The organism is Acetobacter sp., from assembly GCF_052102375.1.
Taxonomy (GTDB): Bacteria; Pseudomonadota; Alphaproteobacteria; order Acetobacterales; family Acetobacteraceae; genus Acetobacter.
The window spans coordinates 1-18,679 of the sequence record NZ_JBQDXI010000028.1 but is presented as its reverse complement, the minus strand read 5'-3'; the positions used below and the strand labels follow the sequence as shown (position 1 = coordinate 18,679).

Below are 18,679 nucleotides of genomic sequence, written 5' to 3'. Positions count from 1 at the left end.
CTTACTCCGGCCTTCGCTTACCGGCTGTAAGTGAGCAACACACCCATATAACGCGGCCGCATGGTGGACTGCTGTTGCAGCAGAGACCCATTGACCTGACTCATACTGGTGACCATCGGGCTGAGGTTAGGCAAATTGTTGACGTAGAAAGACAGGTTCATGTTGTTCTGGAACTTGGCCCCCACGCGCAGGGTCAGGTAATTCTGAGCCTGTGTCAGGTAATAACCGTTATTATAGACCAACGTTGACGGGTCCCGCTGAATGGTGGTGCCATTCGGGCGGCTGATATACTGATAGTCCGTCCGCACATAAAGCTGGCTATGGGCAATAGACAGAATGTGCTTTGGAATATTGTACTGTACGCCAAGGCTGTAGGTCCAACCCGGTGTGCCCAAAGAATCTCCTTTGCGGGCCAGCAGCCCTTCCCCATTATTCCCCACAAAGGAATTTTTGGTGTAGTGCGCGTCCGTAAAGCCCAACGTGGTGTCAATCGCCAAACCATCCACAGGGTACAAGGTGGCTTGCAGGTCAAACCCTTTGCTGACCGCTTCCCCCATATTGGTGGTGTACTGCACCCCACATTCCGGCAGATACGCATTCTGCTGAATGTTGGACCAGTTGATGTAATACAGGCTGCCAGCAATTTGCAGACGGTTGTTAAAGAACTGGTTTTTAGAGCCCAGTTCCCAACTTTTAACAGAGTCAGACTTATATTTGTCCGGCGCTGAGCTCATGCCAAAATTGTCCAGATCATTCTGGCACAAACGCTGTGGCACGGGTGTATTGGCACCCCCCACACGCCAGCCTTTGCTCCAGCCTGCATACACCATGGAATGGCGGTCAATCTGGTAGCTCAGGGTGAATTTGGGCGTTACGGGGTTTTCCGTAATGCCGCCAGCCCCTGTGGTGCGGGCCGCATTATGGCTGCCATCTGCAAAGTTGGTGAAGCTGTAATCCGCATGCGTATAACGGATACCCGCATCAAATTTCAGACCCTTGATGATTTCAACAGTCGCGTTTGCAAAAACAGCAGTCTGCTCATCTTTAGCGCGGGTCTGGTTGATATAGGCATATTTACCAACATCCGGCCAACCACCCCAGAACTCACTGGCGGACTGGTCAAACAGCAGGCGCGTGAACTGGTCTGACTGCTGGTCTTCCAGCCGTTCGGAGCTCATCTGCTTGTCGTTCTGGTAATACACACCCGCCACCCACATCAGGCGGTTGAACACAGGGTTGCGTGACTGTACGCGGAATTCTTCCGTAAAGTTACGCTGCTGGTTCAGAATAGTAGATGGCCCGTAATAATAAGGCAGTTTGGGGTTGATACCCTGCGGGGTCAGCAGAGGATAGTACGGGCTGCTGCTGTCCAGAAACTCGTTATAGTAAGACAGATCGTAAATTGTGCCGTTGTAGCTGGTCACGTTGTTACGGTGCAGATAGGCCGTGTTGGAAATAAGCGACACATTCCCAATGTCATATTTCACGTTCAGAGAAGGCAGGAAAAAGCGGTCCGTGCTCTTCTGGTATTCTGGGGAATTGACATAAAACTGCTGCTTGGACGGATTGGAAAGCCCGGCAAAATAGCTGTCCGTATCGCCTACCAGCCGCTGCTGATACAAAATGGACGGCGTGATGGTCAGGTTTTCCACAGGCTTGGCCAAAATGGACCCACGGAACACGTTGACGTCGTTATTATTGGTGTTCTTGTCCACCTTTTGCCCGGTGCGGTAATCCAGATGGTCCAGATAGCCACCCTCACCCTGCCGCTCCGCACTCACCCGGAAGGCCAGCTTATCCTTTATCACCGGGCCACCCAACGCCACGCCAAGGTCATAGGTCGGGGCACCGTATTGTGAGGCCGAGACATCCGCACGTGCGTACGAGGTGTATTTCTTCAGGTTCGGTGCGGGCGTGATATAGCGCACTGCACCGCCTTCTGCCCCTGCGCCAAACAGGGTGCCCTGTGGGCCGCGCAGCACTTCCACGCGCTCCATATCAAACAATTGGGGCACAGAGTTTTCAGCATTAAAGCCAAGGTTACGGATCTGGATGGGTGTATCATCCAGATAAATACCCGTGGTGGCGGACCCTGCGCTGGAAGCCAGCCCACGCACGATTGGGGTTTTGGAGGTAGGGTCAAATGTCAGGCCGGGCGTAAAACGCAGCACGTCCTGAATGGTTTTTGCACCCTTCATGTCCAGATACGCCTGATTATAGGCCGCCACACTTACTGGCACCCGCATGATGGAGGTTGCCCGCCGTGTAGAGGTTACGGTCACGGCTTCCATAGCGCCTGCGGCTTCTTTAGCAGCGGCGGTACGGCGGGAGGCTTTGGCAGATACGGGGGCACCAGTTTGCGCCGGTGTGGTGCGGGCCGCTGTGGTTTTGGCTGTGCCAGTCTGCGCCCCTGCATGGGCAACTGTGTGGGATTTGCCTACCGTACGCTTATGCGCCGCGGTTTCTGCCGCGTTGGCATAGCCTGCCACACAGGCCAGCAAAGACAGCGCCCCAACTGCCATGGCAGAAGACGCCGCCCGCTTGTCCAGCCCGGATGAATTGGCCAGCATCTGCCTGCCGGAAAGGGTCCGGTAACGCTTCCATCGTGGTTTGGGATGAGAGGGTGCAGGCATGAGGCAGGACTTTCTATTATGCAGGGGCGTCAGGAATTAATGGCCTGTTGCTATAGAAACCCTTGTCCTCTCTGCAATATTTTTTAAGGCTTATGCGAAATTGTAACAGTTCTCTGTTACCCCTTTCACACACCCCTGTGACTTTTTTGACCTTTTGCGAACCTGCGATAGGCTGCCGCTTTGCCAGATGCCTTACAAAAGGAGACACCGCATCATGTTCAACCACGTGACACTGGGCAGTAACGATATTGCCCGTTCAAAAGCCTTTTATGATGCCACACTGGCTGCATTGGGCGTGCCTGCCGCCATACAGGACGCCAAGGGCCGCCTGTTTTACCTGCACGATGGCGGCATGCTGATGATCACCACGCCACTGGATGGGCAACTCGCCACACCAAGCAACGGTTTTACACTGGGGTTCAAGGCCGCAACGCCGGAACAGGCTGCTGCATGGCACAAGGCAGGCGTGGAAAACGGTGGCACAGCCATTGAAAACCCACCCAGCGTGCGCCCCCTGCCAACAGGTGACCTGTATCTGGCCTATTTGAAAGATCCAGACGGCAACAAGCTTTGTGCCGTACACAAAATGCCCCCAGCATAAGCAGGCAATAAAGCCCGTCTGGTAAAAGCTTTTACCAGACGGGTTTCTATAAAACAGGCATTAGCCTATGCCGTGCTTTGAAAAAGCCCTGCTCTCTCCATGAAGCCACGCCGTATAAAGCCCACTCTCGCTTTGGAGATCATGCTTTTTTGAAATATCAAAAACAGGCCCGTATTTCTGCCTAGTCTGCCCAGAAACAGGCCAACTACCGCACCAACCGCGTTGCACCCAGATGCCCGATTGCTGCTGCACCCACACAAAGCAGAACAGACGCCACAACTGTCAGGAGAGCACGCCCCCACGCACCCGCCCGCATAAGGTCAAGCGTTTGAAGACTGAAGGAGGAAAACGTTGTGTACCCTCCGCATAAGCCCACCATAACAAACAACCGTAAGTTGTCCGATGCCGCGTAACGGCTGCCTTCCACGGTCAGGCTGGCAAAAAATGCAATAAGGAATGACCCAACCGTATTAATGGCAAGAATGGTGCCCCACGGCATGGCGCGGCTGTACGGAATAGTCAGCACTGTCACCACGTAGCGCGCCAGTGTGCCCAACGCCCCACCCAGCATGACAATCAGACAGCTATAAAATGACATACGGCCCAGTTCCTTAAACCTTGGCGGGCACGTAGGACGCCCACCGCTAAAGGCCAGACCACAGCATATGCCACGCGGTCTGCACCCATGTTGCACGGTAGGAGTCATCAGCCCCCGTTTTCAGGGGGCGGTTATAAGGGGGCACTCCATCCCCTGTGCTGCCCTGTATAAAGAAGGGCTTGCTGCATCTCAAGTCATGCTTGTGTTGCATGGATGTCACTTAGGTCTGCTGTTTTGCCATAGCTCCTGCCTGCCTGCCCCATGGCTAGGGTTTTGAATGCCTTGCACAGCCTCTCCATACACGGCGGAAGACTGCCCCTTTCCGTTATATCCTGCGTGATACTTCGTGCCTTCAGGCTGGGCGTGTGCAATTATGTTGCGGCAAACAATCACTTTAATTCCCGCAGCAATGAGCGTATTGGCCTGCGCCTACGCTTTTTTGTCTGGCAGCACAGACAAAAACTCTCTCTACAGTTTCTATAGATGTGGTTTGACGGCAATGGACCCAAAAACTCTGTTCTCCGGCATGGCGCTGGCCTTCGGGGCATATGCCTCATTCGCCATAAGCGATGCCTTTTCAAAACTCTTGGCCGGAGCACTGGATCCGTTTGAAGTTGCCTTTTCAGGCGGTATTTTTGGCTGCCTGATCCTACCTTTTTTACGCAAACCTCATGAATCCTACCTTGATGTAATCCGCCCGCAAAAGAAGGGCATGTGGATCCTGCGCGCTACGTGCGTGTTTGTAGCGACTGCCGCGAGTGTGGAAGCCTTCATGCTGCTTTCCATGCCGGAAGCGCTATCCATCATGTTTCTGATGCCGCTTTTTGTAACCATCCTCTCCGTCGTGCTGTTGAAGGAGAAGGTTACTCTCTGGGCGTGGCTGGCTGTGGTGATGGGGTTTGTCGGGGTGCTTATTGTGCTGCGCCCCGGTGTACGGCCACTTAACCTCGGGCATCTGTGCGCCCTGCTGGCAGCCTTTGCCAATGCAGGCAGTGTTATTGCCTACCGCCTTGCCAGTGCGGAGAGCATACGCCTGTCCCTGTTTGGGTCCAGCCTTGTCGGCCCCATTATTGGCAATGGCCTACTCATGGCGCTGCATGCCTCTTGGCCACATGGCGTGGCGGAATGGGGCTTCCTGTTTGGGTATGGTTTTCTGGCTGCCCTCGGGCAGTTGATGATGATGCTGGCCACGGCCCGCGCCCCCGCCAACCGTGTCGCGCTACCGCAATATAGCCAGATGGTATGGGGGGTGGTGCTCAGCTACATCCTGTTCCATGAACCATTGGATGGCTGGACGTTTGTGGGCATTACCGTGCTTACTTGCTCCGGTATGCTCAACTGGGTGCGCCAGCGTATCCGTTACGAGCGCATGGCCATGAAAGAACGGTGGGAACGCCAGAAGGCCCGCCGCGCTGCCAAAAACGCAGCCAGACTTACAGAAAAGAAAAGCCGCGCAGCCCCTAGCCAAAGCTAGCAGCGGCACGGCCCGTTCTTCTACCTTGTGGGGTGTTTCACGTGAATCCACCCGCACAGGCGTCTCTCAAGCGCAGCCATAGCGTGTTCATGCCTATGGCTGGAGCGCCTCACGTCCGGCTCTAGGGCCGTTGAATGCGGCAGGCAAAGGGCTCATGCAAAGCCCTGCGGCGGACGCAACGGGGCAGCAGCTCCTGCACCATGCTCATCGTTGCTGTCTCGGACAGCCCGGTTTCCTTGGATAGACCAGCCAGTTCTTCCGGTGTGAAAAACTGCCTTATCTGCTCCTCCGTAGCAGGAGCGGATTTGTCCTGCGCCTGCCAGCCGCGAATAACAGGCAGCATTTCCACATGTTCTGCGCGTCGTTCCAGCTTGCTGGGGTGCCCCGGTTCGGGGAGCGGCCCAAGAATATCATTGAGAAGAGAGAGCAGGCCGGATTCATCCTGCGTTGCAAAGGTCAGAAAATCCCCGACCTGAGAGGCTGCAGATGTTACGGCATTGGTCAGTGTCATGGTCGGTGTCTCCTGAAGTGGGTACGCAACCTGCCTGATCTTTTTATAGGTTATTTATGGCAGGTTACGCGTTGTTTACACCGGGCTAGGGCAGAAGGGGGTGAGGACGCTCACAGGCTACCGCTCCCATTTCTGCCACCCTGCACAGTCCAACGCCGCCATAGGCGCATCGTTCTGGCAGTACACGCAAATGTGTGTCGTTTTTAAACGGCCATGGTGCGGTCAACCGCCAGACCGGCAGACGCCTGACAGGTGGGCATCATTTCAATTTCATTGATATTCACATGCGGGGGCAGCTTGAGCACCCATGCCACGGTTTCCGCGATATCTTCGGGCAGAAGCGGTTTTGTGTTGTCATACACCGCATCAGCCTTGTCTTTGTCACCCAGACGGACCTGACTGAACTCACTCCCACCACACAGGCCGGGGGCAATAGTAGTGGCCCGCACCTGCTTGCCCAGCAGGTCACTCCGCAGGTTGCGCATAAACTGGTCTACAAACGCTTTGGTGGCCCCATACACATTGGCCCCCGGATAAGGGTAAGTGCCCGCAGTACTGCCCAGAGAAATAACATGCCCCGCATTACGCGCCACCATACCCGGCAATAGGGCACGGGTTATTTCCACAAGGCCGGTGACATTGGTTGCAATCATCTGCTCCCAGTCTGTCGGTTTGGTCTGCCATGCTTTTTCCAGCCCCAGTGCAAGGCCAGCATTATTGACCAGCACATCCACCTGCTGCCAGCCTTCTGGCAGCGCATCCGGAAGCGCCTTTATGGCTTCAAGGTCCGTCATATCCAGCACGAACGGCAGCACGGCACCGCCTGCCTGTGCAGCCAGTGCATCCAGCCGCTCCTTACGGCGGCCCGTTGCAATAACGCGAAACCCTTCCTTGACCAGCCGCAGGGCAATGGCATGGCCAAACCCGGCAGTGGCCCCAGTGACCAGAACGGTTTTAAGCGGATGTGTCATAACTGTTTCTCCCTGCTTGGCATGTGGCTGTGCACCACACACGAACAGGGACATCATGCCCTGAGTTGGGCTTTCTCAAAAGCCCGCTTCTTTCAGGCCGTTGGCGCCGGCTCTACCTTTTGGGCTGCCTGTGTCAGCACACGGCGCTCATAGGGCAACAACAGGTCAGCTAGCGTCTGGCGGTCCAGCACGGCCATGAAAGCCCCCATTGCCTCCCCCAGCACGCCGCGTAGGTGGCAGCCACCGGCCAGCAGGCACCCGGCTCCGGCCTGTCGTTTTTCACCGGGCACAGAGGGGGCCATACAGGCCACAAGGGCCATGTCTTCCTCCGTGTGGCGCACAACGTCCCCTATGCAAATATCCTCCGGCGCACGGCCTAGCATCAATCCACCGTTGCGGCCCCGTAACGTATCAACAAAGCCACCACGGCCCAAATGATGAATAACCTTCACCAGATGATTTTCAGAAATTCCATAGGCCTCCGCCACCTCCCGGATGGACACCCGGCGGTCTGCATGCACGCCAAGGTAGAGGAGCGTGCGGAGGGCGTAGTCTGTGTAAACGGTCATGCGCATGGGGCAAGGCTACCGCAACTTGACAGCTCATATCCAGCGTTCAATAAGGTGTGCGAAATATACATCTTTAAGGAGATCGAGTCCGTGGCCCCCTCACTTGACGATAAGACCCGCGCCATCATCACCGCCTGCGTCCCGGCCCTTGAAGCCCACGGCGTGGATATTACGCGGGAAATGTATAGCCGCCTGCTGGCAGACCCCGCCATTAGCGCGCTCTTCAACCGCTCCCACCAGCAGAATGGCAGCCAGCCCACTGCATTGGCATTGGCGGTACTGGCCTACGCCCGCAACATCAATAACCTTGGTGCCCTGACCGGCATGATTGAGCGCATTGCGGAAAAACATGTCGGGCTGAATATCCTGCCCGAGCATTACCCCCATGTTGGGACAGCCCTGCTAGGTGCCATTGAGCATGTGCTGGGAGATGCCGCCACACCGGACATCATGCAGGCATGGGCAAACGGCTACCAGTTTCTGGCTGACGTGTTGATAAACCGCGAAAAACAGCTTTACGACCAGACAGCAAGCACCCCCGGCGGCTGGGCAGGCTGGCGGCCATTTGTCATTCGCAGCCGCGTGCAGGAAAGCCCTCGGGTGCTGTCCCTGTATCTGGAGCCCAAAGACGGGCAGCCTGTGTTGCAGCATAAGCCGGGGCAGTATCTCAGCTTCAACATCACGGTGCCGGGGCTTGGTACACAGCGCCGCAATTACAGCATTTCCTCAGCACCGTCTGAACGCGGATACCGCATCAGCGTCAGCCGTGCGCCAGAAGGGCTGGTCTCCAACTGGCTGCATGATAACGCGCCAGAAGGTACGGAACTTCTTGTCTCCGCTCCGGCTGGGTCTTTCACGCTGGGTACGCCTGCCCCGGCTTCTACCGTTCTGCTGAGCGCTGGCGTGGGGCTTACGCCGTTTCTTTCCATGCTGGAAGCAGCCGCTAGCGGCCCGCACGGTGCGCTTCACTATATTCATGGTACGCATAATGCGGAAACCGAGGCCTTCGGCCCCCGCCTACATACGCTTGCTGCCCAAGGCGTGGTCAAGGCCGATGTGTTTTACACTCATGCCTCCCCCGCCAATAAGGCAGAAGCCTCCAGCGCCGTACAGGTGCATGAAGGACGGATAACGCCTGAATGGGTTAAAGCCAACACGGCTGAAGATGCTGTATATTACATCTGCGGACCAGAAGCCTTCATGCTGGGCATGATAGACGGCCTGAAAGCGGCTGGTGTGCCAGAAAACCGCATCCGGCATGAGGTCTTTGGCCCAGCCACCACAGTGGAAGACACGTTGCACGCAGCCTGAAGCCCACCCGAGTAAAGCCCGACCAACCGGAGCCAGACCATGAACCACGCCACCTCCTCTCACCCGCATTCAGCCACCCCGCCGGGCGGCAACGCCAAGCGTGTAGAGGGGGCGGCTGGCCCTATTTTCCTACGCAGGGTCTATGAAGACCCAACGCCGGAAGATGGTGCCCGTGTGCTGGTGGACCGGCTCTGGCCACGCGGGGTGAGCAAGGAACGCGCCCACCTGACCCTATGGCTGAAGGACATTGCCCCTTCCACCGAGCTACGGGAATGGTTTGGCCATGACCCGGCCCGGTGGGAGGGCTTTCAGCAGCGGTATAAGGCTGAAGTCGCGCAGAATCCGGACGCCATGGCCCAACTTGTTGCACTAGCCCGCAAGGGGCCTGTCACCCTGTTATTTGGGGCCAGAAACACAACGGAAAACGAGGCCGTTGTATTGGCACAGCTTTTACAGGCCGCATGTCATACACCGTGACATTCCTGTGAAAAGAACAAACCAAGAAAGCCGAGAGAAAGCCGCGCCCCACCTACTTGTGGCAATTCTATCCACAGAGTTTTCCCACAATCTCTCCCCGCTTTCTGTGGATAACATTGGGGAAGTTTGCGTAGCCCTGTTGGCCAAAAAGTGCAGTTTTTAGCGGGTTACAGCTTTTTGCTCCGAGTCCGTAAGAAAACCGCTTGACGGTACACAGACTCAGCGAGTCCTTTCTTTTTCAAATAATCCACATGGTAAGCAGCCCGTTTTACCTGCCACTTACTGTCAAGATGTTTACTGCTTTTTAGCAGGATGAGCCGTAGGCTGTTGCAGTCCTGCGACGGTCTTGGCACAAGAGAACAGATAAAATCTTAAGGCTTTCAGGCCCTGCGGCTGCTCCGGCGCCGCTGGCACCCAGGGATAAAAAACGGCGTCATGCATTTTGTTCTGACTTTTTCCTGCCCGGACCGCCCCGGCATTGTTGCGGCCATTTCTTCCGTACTGGTCCAGAGAGGGGCCAATATTTCAGAAACCCACCAGTTCAGTGACCCGGATAGCGGCCAACTCTTCATGCGGCTGGCCTTTGTGGCCCCCCATACCAACAGCCTTGAAGAACTGGAAAACGGCCTGACACCCGTGGCGCAGGAATTCGGCATGGTCATGCGCTTGCACAACACGGCTGTGTTGCCGCGCATCATCATCATGGTCTCCCGCTTTGACCATGCGTTGCTCAACCTGCTGTATCAGGTACGGGTCAACTGGCTGCGGGCCGAGATTGTTGCCATTGTTTCCAACCATCAGGACAGCGCCCAGACGGCGGCCCATGCTGGTATTCCCTACCACTACTGGCCTGTCACCAAAGACAACAAAGCCGAGCAGGAAGACAAACTCCGCGCCCTTGTGCAGGATACCGGGGCAGATCTGGTAGTGCTGGCGCGCTATATGCAGGTGCTGTCTGACGCCCTGTCAACGGAGCTGCGTGGGCGGATCATCAACATCCACCACTCCTTTCTGCCGTCCTTCAAAGGGGCGAGGCCTTACCATCAGGCACACGCACGCGGCGTAAAACTGATTGGCGCTACGGCCCACTACGTCACGGCGGATCTGGATGAAGGCCCGATTATTGAGCAGGAAACCGCCCGCGTAAACCATGCCCTCTCCCCAGATGACTATATTGCAACAGGACGTGGCGTGGAATCTCAGGTACTGGCACGTGCTGTTAAACTGCATGTGGAGCAGCGGGTCATGCTGAACGGCCATCGCACTGTGGTGTTTGCGTAGCGTTAGGGGATCAGCCACATGACCGCGCCCTCTGGTCGGCCGGAGCATTCTGGTATCAACTGGCGGGCCTGCCTGCTCTGTGTGCTGACCAATTTTGCGGTTGCCATGAGTTGCGGGACCTTGCTCCATACGCTGGGGCTGGCACCGTCCGTTGTGGTAAAAACCCTCCCTTTCCAAAAGCTGGCCGTCATGGCCTTAGCGGTAGCCCCTCTACTGGAAACGTCTCTCTTCTTTTCCCTGCCATATTTTCTTTTGACCAAAACCGCACTCCCCCAACGCGCTGTGTGGTGGCTGTTCTTTATAGTCAGTATAACGTCGTTCGTGGTCTGGCATCATGGCGGTGCAACCCCCAGCTTCCACCGTAACTGGCTGCAAGCCTTGTTGGTGGGTGGCTTTGGGGGGCTATGTTATGCGCGCTGTTTTTATGTGACTATGCGCTCCCGCATTGGCAGCCCGTTTTTAACGACGGCCCTGTCCCACTTTCTGTATAATTTTATGGGTTTAACAGTGGTTTTTCTGTTCGGGTAGCGTCAGGCATTTTTACGCACCGGCTTTACCACTGCATGATGCCACGCACGCCAGCCCGCCACCGCCAGTACCACAAACACGGCATATAACAGTGCGGTCAGATACAGGCCACGCATGGTAAACATGACCGTGTATGCAGCATCTATCACACCCCAGAGCCACCAGCAGGCACTATACCGCCGCGCCATCCAGACCTGCGCCAGAATACTATAGGCGCTCAACAGGGCATCCAGCACCGGCATGGGGTCATCCGTCAGGGTTTGCAAGGCATAACCACCCACCAAACCGCCCAACGCCGCAACAAAAAGTCCTGACCAGAAGAGCATATTTTTCAGCGGGACAACATGCACGGCCCCTTCCGCCTGCACACCGCGCAGCCACCGCCACCATCCGTATAAAGATAACGCTGCAAACACGCCCTGTAGCGACATATCCGCATAAAGATGCGCCTGCCAGAACACAACGCCGTATAAAATACTAGCGAGGCACATCACAGGCCAGCAGGCCATGGCCCGGCGGCCTGTCAACCACACACCAAAGGCACTCAGCACCGCAGAAATGGTTTCCAAACCCGTCATGCTGTGGCTTCTCTTTTGAAAATTTTTCTGATCATGCCTGCGCTGCCGTGTCCAGCCATGCCAACACCGCCCTGCCCTGCCCTGTTGCAAACCAGCGGGCATGACCCAGAAGATACCCAGTGTAGGCCACCTCCGCTGACGCAGCGTCCTGCAACAGCGTGCCAAAATAGGCCACTTCCGAAAGTGCAAATTCAACATGCACCAATGGCAGAAACGCGCCCAGCTGTACCCAATCCTGCAGCGCAAGGGGTTTAGCCTGCGCGTAACCGTTCAAAAAGGCAGCCATATGCGTGTAAAAGACACGTCTGTTTTCTGCCGGATCCCGCCAGTCTATCATGCTGCGTTCAAGTGCTACGGCAAGGTCAAACATAGCGCTGGTGCGGTCCGCCATGCCAAAATCCAGCACGCAGCTTACGCTATCCTCCGGCTCTGCCAAGCTATGTGCGCCAACATCCTGCTGCCAGAACAGGTTGGAACCATGCCAATCTCCATGCCCCCAGAGTGTAGGCAGCGTAGCCAGATACGGCTTTAACCGGTCATGCAACGGCACTAGCACAGCAGCACACTCTGCCAGCCATGAGCGGTGAGCAAGTTGCGGCATAAGCCCCGGTTGCAACGCCGCCCAACCCTGCAAGGCAACCAGAAGATCGGGCTGAGCAATAGCGTTCAGGCTGGAGGTCAGTGGTCGGCCCGCCCGCAACCCGGTCGCGCTCCGCCCACCGCGCCCCGGCGCTGGGTAAGAGGCAGAGGCCTTATGCAACTGCGCAAGTGCCCGCCCTGCCGCCATGGCATGGTCTGCATTTTTATAGGGCTGCCAGGACATGACATCCCGGTACACATCCTGCCCTGCGGCAAGGGGGAAGACCTCATACGTCCATTCCCCCAAAGCCATCGCGGTAGCGCCGGACCGGGTGAAGCACGGCAAGCAAACGGGCACAGCGTACTGGTGCAAGTGCCGCATAAAGGCGTGCTCTTCCTGCAATGCCGCAATACCCCGCAGAGAGGCATGATGACGCTTGATCAGGAAACCTCCTGATTTATTCTGGTGTTCCGCGCAGGTTTCACCGTCTATCCGCACGGCGGCGGAAAACGGGCGCATACTGTTCCAGCTTACCGTTGGTGCAGGCGGTAGGTCTGGATACTGTGCCGCTACGGCCTGAATTTCAGCCTCGGTCAGGCAGGGCCAGTCACGTTTGCTCTGCACCCCATGCACACCAAACTGACCGACCGGAGCAGTAGTTTTTTCCATAACCCCTTAAAACCCGGTGGACGCCGTAAACAAGGCTGCAAACCCGCCACCAATGTAATAAGTAGGGTCAGACCCCGCTATAGTTGTGCCACGGCGGCCTGTTGCGTCATGCGCGTTCAGGGTTGGATTGGCCACGCCGGAGAGGTAGTGCTGGTTGGTGATATTAATAAAGTTCATGCGCAGTTCTGGTCTGTGCAGAAATACGACATCAGAAAACCGGTAGCCCACCGCCATATTGGCCGTCACAAAATTGGGAATACGCTCATCATTCATGAAAGTCGCATACTGGCGGCCTGTATATTTGACCGTAAACACACTGAAAACATGCCCATCATCATAAGTCAGCCCCGCAGCGGCTTGCAGTGTAGGGCTGCGAATGGCGCGTTTACCGCGTGTTGGCAGCAGGTCTGCACCGGACAACAGGTCATTATCCACAGTGGCGTGCAGATATTCACCAGACAGATACGGGCTGAAATGGTGCCATGGCCGCAAACCAAGCTCCACATCCACCCCGCGGGATGTCTGCCCACCCGCATTGAAGGTGGAAGACACGTAAGACCCGTTGATCTGCCCGACCGTTTCAATCTGCCGGTTGGTAAAGTTGTAGTTAAACAGGGTCAGGCTGCCAATAATCCGGTCATCCGCATAACGGTAGCCAAGTTCTTCCGCTATGGAATATTCGTTTTTGACCTTGGTGTTGCCCTGCGCCGTAAGCTCTCCGGATGTTGGGTCATACGCTGCATACAGGGCGGTTTCTGCCGGAGTGCGGAAGTTGGTTGTGGTATTGAAAAACACCTGATGCCGTGGCGTGATCTGGTATTTGATGGACAGGCGCGGCAGGGGCACCGCATAATTGGTATTGGCATGGTAAGGCGTGCCGGGCATGGCGTTTGTGCCGTTGCGCGTGAGCATGACCTCCTTAAACCCGCCTGATAGCACTAGCGTGTTATGCAGCAGGGCCAGTGTATCCCCCACATACAGCGCATTGGTTTGTGAGAGCGTATGGTTATTGGTGGCGCGCAATATGCTGCCATCTGCCAGCGTGACGGATGTTTTGCCGCTGCCACCCCATATACCCGCAGCCGTGCCATTCTGCCCTACGGGCGTGAAGCTCTGATACTCGCTGTCATCCGAATAATCGTACCAATATCCGGCCATCAGGGTGTTGGCGCCGTGCTGCCATTCCACCCCGGTTGTAAAGCCACTGCGATAGCTGCGCTGCGTGTAGTCCGCCCGCACCGTGGCCACACCATCCTGCGTGCCGGGTAGCGTAAGGGTTTCTGTCAACGGCTGGTTGCCGTTCCAGAGGCCGGATGTTGGCAGGCTGCTGCCCCCCGGCACATTACCGTAAGCCCCCTGCGCGTAGGGGGTTGTGCGCCATGTGATACCGTGCCCCATATGCAGTTCTACAGGGGCACCCATATACAGGGTTCGCTCTGGCTGACGGTAAAGCCGCCAGTAATCCGTACCCTGAGCATCATTATTACGGTCATAGTTTTTGGCCAGATTATTGGCACCATGCAGGCCGTCCTGCTGCCAGCTAGCCTTGGTGGGCTGCGAGTAATAGCTGTCTATGGCCTGATTCCATGTGCCGACAAGAGCCGCGCTGTTATTGTGGCCCCATGTTTTGAGCAGTTTGAAATCCACATGCTGTCGCTCATCCCGGCCCGGCCCACGCCAGTTATCCGCCGCACTGTGGGAGTAGGACACAAACCCCCGCACACCTGATGACCCGATCTCTCCGCTATCCAACCGCATGAACTGCCTGTTGGTGTTGTAGGAACCGTAAGAGATATTCACCATACCACCCGCTTTTTCCGCCGGGGTGCGGAAACGCAGGGACATCAGCCCCCCGGCCGCATTCAGCACAGGGCTTTCCAACTGGGCAGCCCCTTGCGCCAGAGCAATGCTCTCGTAATTCTCGCTATCAGCAAACTGGCTGGGGTAGCCGCTATAGTACGCAATATCGTTCAGCGGCATGCCTTCCAGCACATAGCCTATGGCATCCCCATTCAGGCCACGCACGGTGATATTGACCTGTGGCGACAGACCCAGCGGGTCAGACGTAGCAACAGTGGCACCCGGCAGCAGAGCGACCAAATCATACGCGGTGGCAGAGGGTGCCTGCCGGGCAATAAAGTCCTGCCCTACCACACTGACCGCCTGCGCCTGCGTTTGGGGCCGTATCAACCCGCCCCCGGCATGGTCTGCCACCGGGTTGGCCTGCACGGTTATGGTCTCCTGCCCCTGTGCCCGCACCGGCGCGGGCGCTGCCGGTGTAGAGGCGTGATGTGCACTGGGTGCGTGCGGGTGTGGGGCACTATGCCCGCGCGACGTGGGCACACCCTGCGGTGGCACAGTAGCAGCCTTACCTGTGGCAGCCTGACCCACGCACGGCAGAAGGCTGGTGCCGGAGAGCACCGCGCTGGCAAACAGAACAGAGCGGAATGTCAGGCTCAACGGCATTGGCAAAACTTTCTTGACGGCTCAGCTTGGGTTGAATTTTCGGACTACGGGGGCAATGGTCAGTCCCTGCGCCACAATAGTGAAGATCACCACTCCGTAGCAGATACACAGCAGGGAATCACGCACTGGTCCGTCAGGCAGGCCCAATGCCAGCGAGATGGAAATGCCACCGCGCAAGCCCCCCCATGTGAGCACGGCCAAAACCCCCATACGGTCCTGCCCCCTAATATAAACCGGCAGTGTAGCCAGTAATACGCTACAGGCCCGGCTTAGCAGGGAGAGCGGAATGGCCAGCACCGTTGCCCAGATAAGCGGCAGGGAGAACGTAGTTTCCAAAACCTGAAAGCCGATGAGCACAAACAGCATGGCGTTCAGCACTTCATCTACAACTTCCCAGAGAAAATGAAGGGTTTTGCGCCCCTGTTCTGATATGGCGCGATGCGTTGCAGGAGCCGCCATAACCAACCCTGCACTGACAGCAGCAATAGGGCCGGACATACCCCACGCCGTACACAGGCTGTACACCCCCGTACAAAGCGACAGGGAGATGAGCACATCAAGATGCGGGTCTTTGGCGATACGGAAGGCCTGTTGCGCCAGCCAGCCCCCTAACAGGCCAACAAGCAAGCCACCCCCCACTTCAACAGCAAAGGCCTCGGCCAGATGCAGGGCAGACACAGCGTGCTCATGGTGGGACACACCCAGCGCCACCGTGAAGATGACAACAGCCACGCCATCGTTAAACAGGCTTTCCCCGGCAAACAGGGCCTGAATTTCCGCTGGCAGGCCAAGGCGGCGGAGCATACCAATAACGGAGACGGGGTCTGTTGGCGCAAGAATGGCCCCCAGCACCACACACCATGCAAAACTGACAGGCAGCCCAACCAGCGCCAAAATACCCCAGATGCCTGTTGCAAAAACAGCAACGGCAATAAGCGTACCCAAAAGAGCCAATGCCAGAACAGAGAATTTACGCTTATTCAGAGCGGAGAGGTCTACCGCCTGCGCGCCAGCAAATAACAGGAAGGACAATGCCCCCTGCAACAGGGTTGCGGGCATATCCACCGCTGCCAAAAGGTGGCGGATGGCATGCACCCCCTCCCACGGCAAAAACTGGTCTATCAGCATAAGAAATACGGAAAATACCAGAGAGAAAACCATAATCCCTATGGTAAGCGGCAACTGTAACAGTCTATTGTTAAAAATTCCAAAAACTGTTGCAGAAACAAGAACCAAAGCCAACAGGCCCAGTGATGTCATGCGCTCTCTCCCATAGCATGTGGCATAACACTGCCTGAAGAAGGCTGAGGCATAAACAGCGTATGGGCCTTGTATGCAGAAAAAAATAAAAACCGCACGCTATTCCTGCGGTGCATCCGGTTTTGTGTCCATGGTAACAAACATCTGGTCGGAAATGGCCACGTTTTGCGGTTGCGCCAGATCAGCCGTTTTCTCCTTGAGGTCTGCCAGTTCTTCCCTGACATCTGAGAGTATCTCCAGCAGGGCCTGATGATCTTCCGCCGCACGGCGGTCTGCCCCACGGCTGAGCACGGCATTACCCACCATAAGTGCAGGTAACGCCACAAGCTGGATGCAGTTGCTGATATAGAGCAAGGTGTTCTGCCAAGCGGGCACCAACACCGGCACGAGGGAGAACAGAAAAAACGCATAAACGCACCAGATGCTGCCAAACAGCATGGTCATTTTAACAGCCACGCTGTCGTTAATACGAGCAAGCATGGCGCTGACTGTCTTGGTCATAGGTCTCCTGCGGCCTTGTTAGGACGGGGCGGGTCTTGGGCTTGTGTTGCTGTGTCATTACCACAAGACGGCCAAAACGTCCGCCCACATACGGGCCAAGGTAGCGCAGGGCTACTCTGTCACGCTGTTCTGCCGTTAATGGGCAGACAGGTGCATCTTGTAAAAGGCGCTCTGGCCTTTAAGGGCGGTGGCGTGATGTTGCAGAACGCCTATTGTGTAGGTACCGGTTTTGGCCGCAGCCACGCTCCAGCTTTTGTGGGCGCAGTTATGGTCCGCACTGGCCAGCATATCCCCCTCCGGGTCTTTGACAAAAACCCCTACGCTGGACTTGCGGGCATGGCAGAGAATGGAGAGCGTTTGCCCCTGCCGCAACGGCAGCCGGAACTGTGCGGGTTGTCCGCCTTCGAGTGTGCCAGACATGTGCCTACTGCCCACTTCCTCAACCACCGCCGGGCTGAAGAGCGGCTCTTCAGCCCGTGCCAGATTATGACCGGACGAGCTAAGCGCTAACAAAACCAGAACTCTCACGATAAAACGCTGTGGCGTCGTCATTTTTATTGTTCGCCCTTCATAAAATGAAGTGAGTGATATGCAGTTTATACATGACAGATATACACCAACACAACAACAACCGTAACGGCCGGCCCTCATTTTTGCGTGTTATGGCAGCGCGGACAAAACCATGAGTTTCCATCCGGCTGAGGTATAGACGGCGGGCGCATCATCATCCGCATCGTACACAACAAGGCCTATCGCGGGACTGGGTCTGCCTTTGATCTGAGTGCGAGAGAAAGTGGGCAGGTGCAGGCCTGTGGTGGGGGTTACGGTGCCTGCCAGTGTTTCATTGCCGCCGGAATCAAGCTGCCGCAGGGCCGTACCGCCGTTGCTGTCCGTCAGGCCGGTGGCGGCATAGCCAGTTGTGATTACGGCTGTGGATTCCCACGCAATGCTCTGGCCCGTGCCCATGCGTAGGCCGTTGGTGGCGGAAAGCCCTGTCAGGTTCAGCCCTATAGCGGCGTGGCCCGTTACGGTCATGGCACTGGCGCCATTATTATCGAGCGTTGTGGTCAGACCACTGGTGAGCAGGCTGCCCTTCAGGGTCTCGTTACCATTGTTATCGAGGCTACGAAGCGTTGCGCCGCTTCCGCTATCCTGCAACAGGCCGTTCTGGTACGCTGTTCTGACCGCATCTGTCGCTTCCCACGCGATATGCTGACCTTCTGCCAGACGCAGGGCGTCTGGTGTGCTCAAGCCCGTGGTGTCCAGCCCTATGGCAGCTGATCCTCTCGCTACAAACGCTGCCGCAGTGGGCTGAACCAGTTGCACAATGGTCTGGCTGTTCTGCAACGCGCCTGGCAGGGTTTCATTGCCCTGCGTGTCCAGTGTGCGGGCAACGCCGGGGGCCACGGTATCTATCAATTTACCCGCACTAAACGCGGTGCTGACAGTGGTTGTTGGCTCCCATGACAGTTTTTACCCCGTTCCCAGCCGCATGGCTTCCGGTGCGGTCAGGCCTGTGAGGTTAATACCCACCTGCGCCTGCCCCGCCAGTGTCCAGCCAAGGCCAGTAGATGCATTGCTAATGGTGGACGTAATATCCCCGCTAGAGCCAATGGATGTTGATTTTCACTGAGAACTGGGTTCTTCCGCACTTTTCGTGATGATGTTTTT

Annotated in this window: 18 protein-coding genes and 1 riboswitch; of the genes, 6 read left to right on the top strand and 12 right to left on the bottom strand. The window is 56.6% G+C overall.

The window, feature by feature from the left end:
• Positions 1 to 17: 17 nt before the first annotated feature.
• Entirely contained in the window at positions 18 to 2,633 is a 2,616-nt protein-coding gene (locus ACTIDN_RS10970; protein WP_441377077.1) for a TonB-dependent receptor, read from the bottom strand.
• Between the two features lie 214 nt (positions 2,634 to 2,847).
• On the opposite strand from ACTIDN_RS10970, the gene ACTIDN_RS10965 reads away from it, so the two are divergent.
• Positions 2,848 to 3,234: a VOC family protein gene (locus ACTIDN_RS10965; protein WP_441377076.1), complete on the top strand. Its 387-nt coding sequence runs from the start codon at positions 2,848 to 2,850 to the stop codon at positions 3,232 to 3,234.
• A 205-nt stretch (positions 3,235 to 3,439) separates the two neighbouring features.
• Here the strand turns inward: ACTIDN_RS10965 and ACTIDN_RS10960 are convergent, their stop codons facing one another.
• On the bottom strand, positions 3,440 to 3,832 hold the full coding sequence (locus ACTIDN_RS10960; protein ID WP_415508306.1) for a CrcB family protein: 393 nt from the start codon (positions 3,830 to 3,832) through the stop codon (positions 3,440 to 3,442).
• Positions 3,833 to 3,923: 91 nt separating this feature from the next.
• A riboswitch (Fluoride riboswitch) is annotated at positions 3,924 to 3,995 on the bottom strand.
• A gap of 336 nt (positions 3,996 to 4,331) precedes the next feature.
• On the opposite strand from ACTIDN_RS10960, the gene ACTIDN_RS10955 reads away from it, so the two are divergent.
• Complete coding sequence (locus ACTIDN_RS10955) at positions 4,332 to 5,306, top strand: DMT family transporter (RefSeq protein WP_441377075.1); 975 nt, start codon at positions 4,332 to 4,334, stop codon at positions 5,304 to 5,306.
• A gap of 121 nt (positions 5,307 to 5,427) precedes the next feature.
• Here the strand turns inward: ACTIDN_RS10955 and ACTIDN_RS10950 are convergent, their stop codons facing one another.
• The 3 genes from ACTIDN_RS10950 to ACTIDN_RS10940 all read right to left on the bottom strand — a co-directional run bounded on the left by ACTIDN_RS10950 (position 5,428) and on the right by ACTIDN_RS10940 (position 7,363).
• Positions 5,428 to 5,817 carry a hypothetical protein gene (locus ACTIDN_RS10950; protein ID WP_415508308.1) on the bottom strand — a complete coding sequence of 130 codons (390 nt, stop codon included), beginning with the start codon at positions 5,815 to 5,817 and terminating at the stop codon, positions 5,428 to 5,430.
• A 203-nt stretch (positions 5,818 to 6,020) separates the two neighbouring features.
• Positions 6,021 to 6,788, bottom strand: coding sequence for an SDR family NAD(P)-dependent oxidoreductase (locus tag ACTIDN_RS10945; protein ID WP_441377074.1), 768 nt, complete (start codon positions 6,786 to 6,788; stop codon positions 6,021 to 6,023).
• Positions 6,789 to 6,880: 92 nt separating this feature from the next.
• Entirely contained in the window at positions 6,881 to 7,363 is a 483-nt protein-coding gene (locus ACTIDN_RS10940) for an RrF2 family transcriptional regulator (protein WP_415508310.1), read from the bottom strand.
• 84 nt (positions 7,364 to 7,447) lie between these two features.
• Between ACTIDN_RS10940 and hmpA the strand changes: the two genes are divergently transcribed.
• The 4 genes from hmpA (at position 7,448) to ACTIDN_RS10920 (ending at position 10,954) form a co-directional block, all read left to right on the top strand.
• Entirely contained in the window at positions 7,448 to 8,668 is a 1,221-nt protein-coding gene (hmpA, locus tag ACTIDN_RS10935) for an NO-inducible flavohemoprotein (protein WP_441377073.1), read from the top strand.
• A 39-nt stretch (positions 8,669 to 8,707) separates the two neighbouring features.
• On the top strand, positions 8,708 to 9,145 hold the full coding sequence (locus ACTIDN_RS10930) for a DUF488 domain-containing protein (protein WP_441377072.1): 438 nt from the start codon (positions 8,708 to 8,710) through the stop codon (positions 9,143 to 9,145).
• Between the two features lie 435 nt (positions 9,146 to 9,580).
• Positions 9,581 to 10,426 carry a formyltetrahydrofolate deformylase gene (purU, locus tag ACTIDN_RS10925; RefSeq protein WP_441377071.1) on the top strand — a complete coding sequence of 282 codons (846 nt, stop codon included), beginning with the start codon at positions 9,581 to 9,583 and terminating at the stop codon, positions 10,424 to 10,426.
• 18 nt (positions 10,427 to 10,444) lie between these two features.
• Positions 10,445 to 10,954 carry a hypothetical protein gene (locus ACTIDN_RS10920; protein WP_441377070.1) on the top strand — a complete coding sequence of 170 codons (510 nt, stop codon included), beginning with the start codon at positions 10,445 to 10,447 and terminating at the stop codon, positions 10,952 to 10,954.
• A 2-nt stretch (positions 10,955 to 10,956) separates the two neighbouring features.
• On the opposite strand, the gene pnuC is transcribed toward ACTIDN_RS10920, so the two are convergent.
• The 7 genes from pnuC to ACTIDN_RS10885 form a co-directional block, all read right to left on the bottom strand.
• On the bottom strand, positions 10,957 to 11,532 hold the full coding sequence (gene pnuC / locus ACTIDN_RS10915; protein WP_441377069.1) for a nicotinamide riboside transporter PnuC: 576 nt from the start codon (positions 11,530 to 11,532) through the stop codon (positions 10,957 to 10,959).
• Between the two features lie 31 nt (positions 11,533 to 11,563).
• Positions 11,564 to 12,781, bottom strand: coding sequence for a phosphotransferase enzyme family protein (locus tag ACTIDN_RS10910; RefSeq protein ID WP_441377068.1), 1,218 nt, complete (start codon positions 12,779 to 12,781; stop codon positions 11,564 to 11,566).
• A gap of 6 nt (positions 12,782 to 12,787) precedes the next feature.
• The gene (locus ACTIDN_RS10905) at positions 12,788 to 15,247 is read right to left on the bottom strand and encodes a TonB-dependent receptor domain-containing protein (protein WP_441377067.1); all 2,460 of its coding nucleotides are present in this window, start codon (positions 15,245 to 15,247) and stop codon (positions 12,788 to 12,790) included.
• A 21-nt stretch (positions 15,248 to 15,268) separates the two neighbouring features.
• Entirely contained in the window at positions 15,269 to 16,507 is a 1,239-nt protein-coding gene (locus tag ACTIDN_RS10900) for a cation:proton antiporter (protein ID WP_441377066.1), read from the bottom strand.
• Between the two features lie 99 nt (positions 16,508 to 16,606).
• The gene (locus ACTIDN_RS10895) at positions 16,607 to 17,008 is read right to left on the bottom strand and encodes a hypothetical protein (protein ID WP_441377065.1); all 402 of its coding nucleotides are present in this window, start codon (positions 17,006 to 17,008) and stop codon (positions 16,607 to 16,609) included.
• 135 nt (positions 17,009 to 17,143) lie between these two features.
• Complete coding sequence (locus ACTIDN_RS10890; RefSeq protein WP_415508320.1) at positions 17,144 to 17,560, bottom strand: hypothetical protein; 417 nt, start codon at positions 17,558 to 17,560, stop codon at positions 17,144 to 17,146.
• Positions 17,561 to 17,668: 108 nt separating this feature from the next.
• Entirely contained in the window at positions 17,669 to 18,427 is a 759-nt protein-coding gene (locus tag ACTIDN_RS10885) for a hypothetical protein (protein WP_441377064.1), read from the bottom strand.
• Positions 18,428 to 18,679 lie beyond the last annotated feature (252 nt).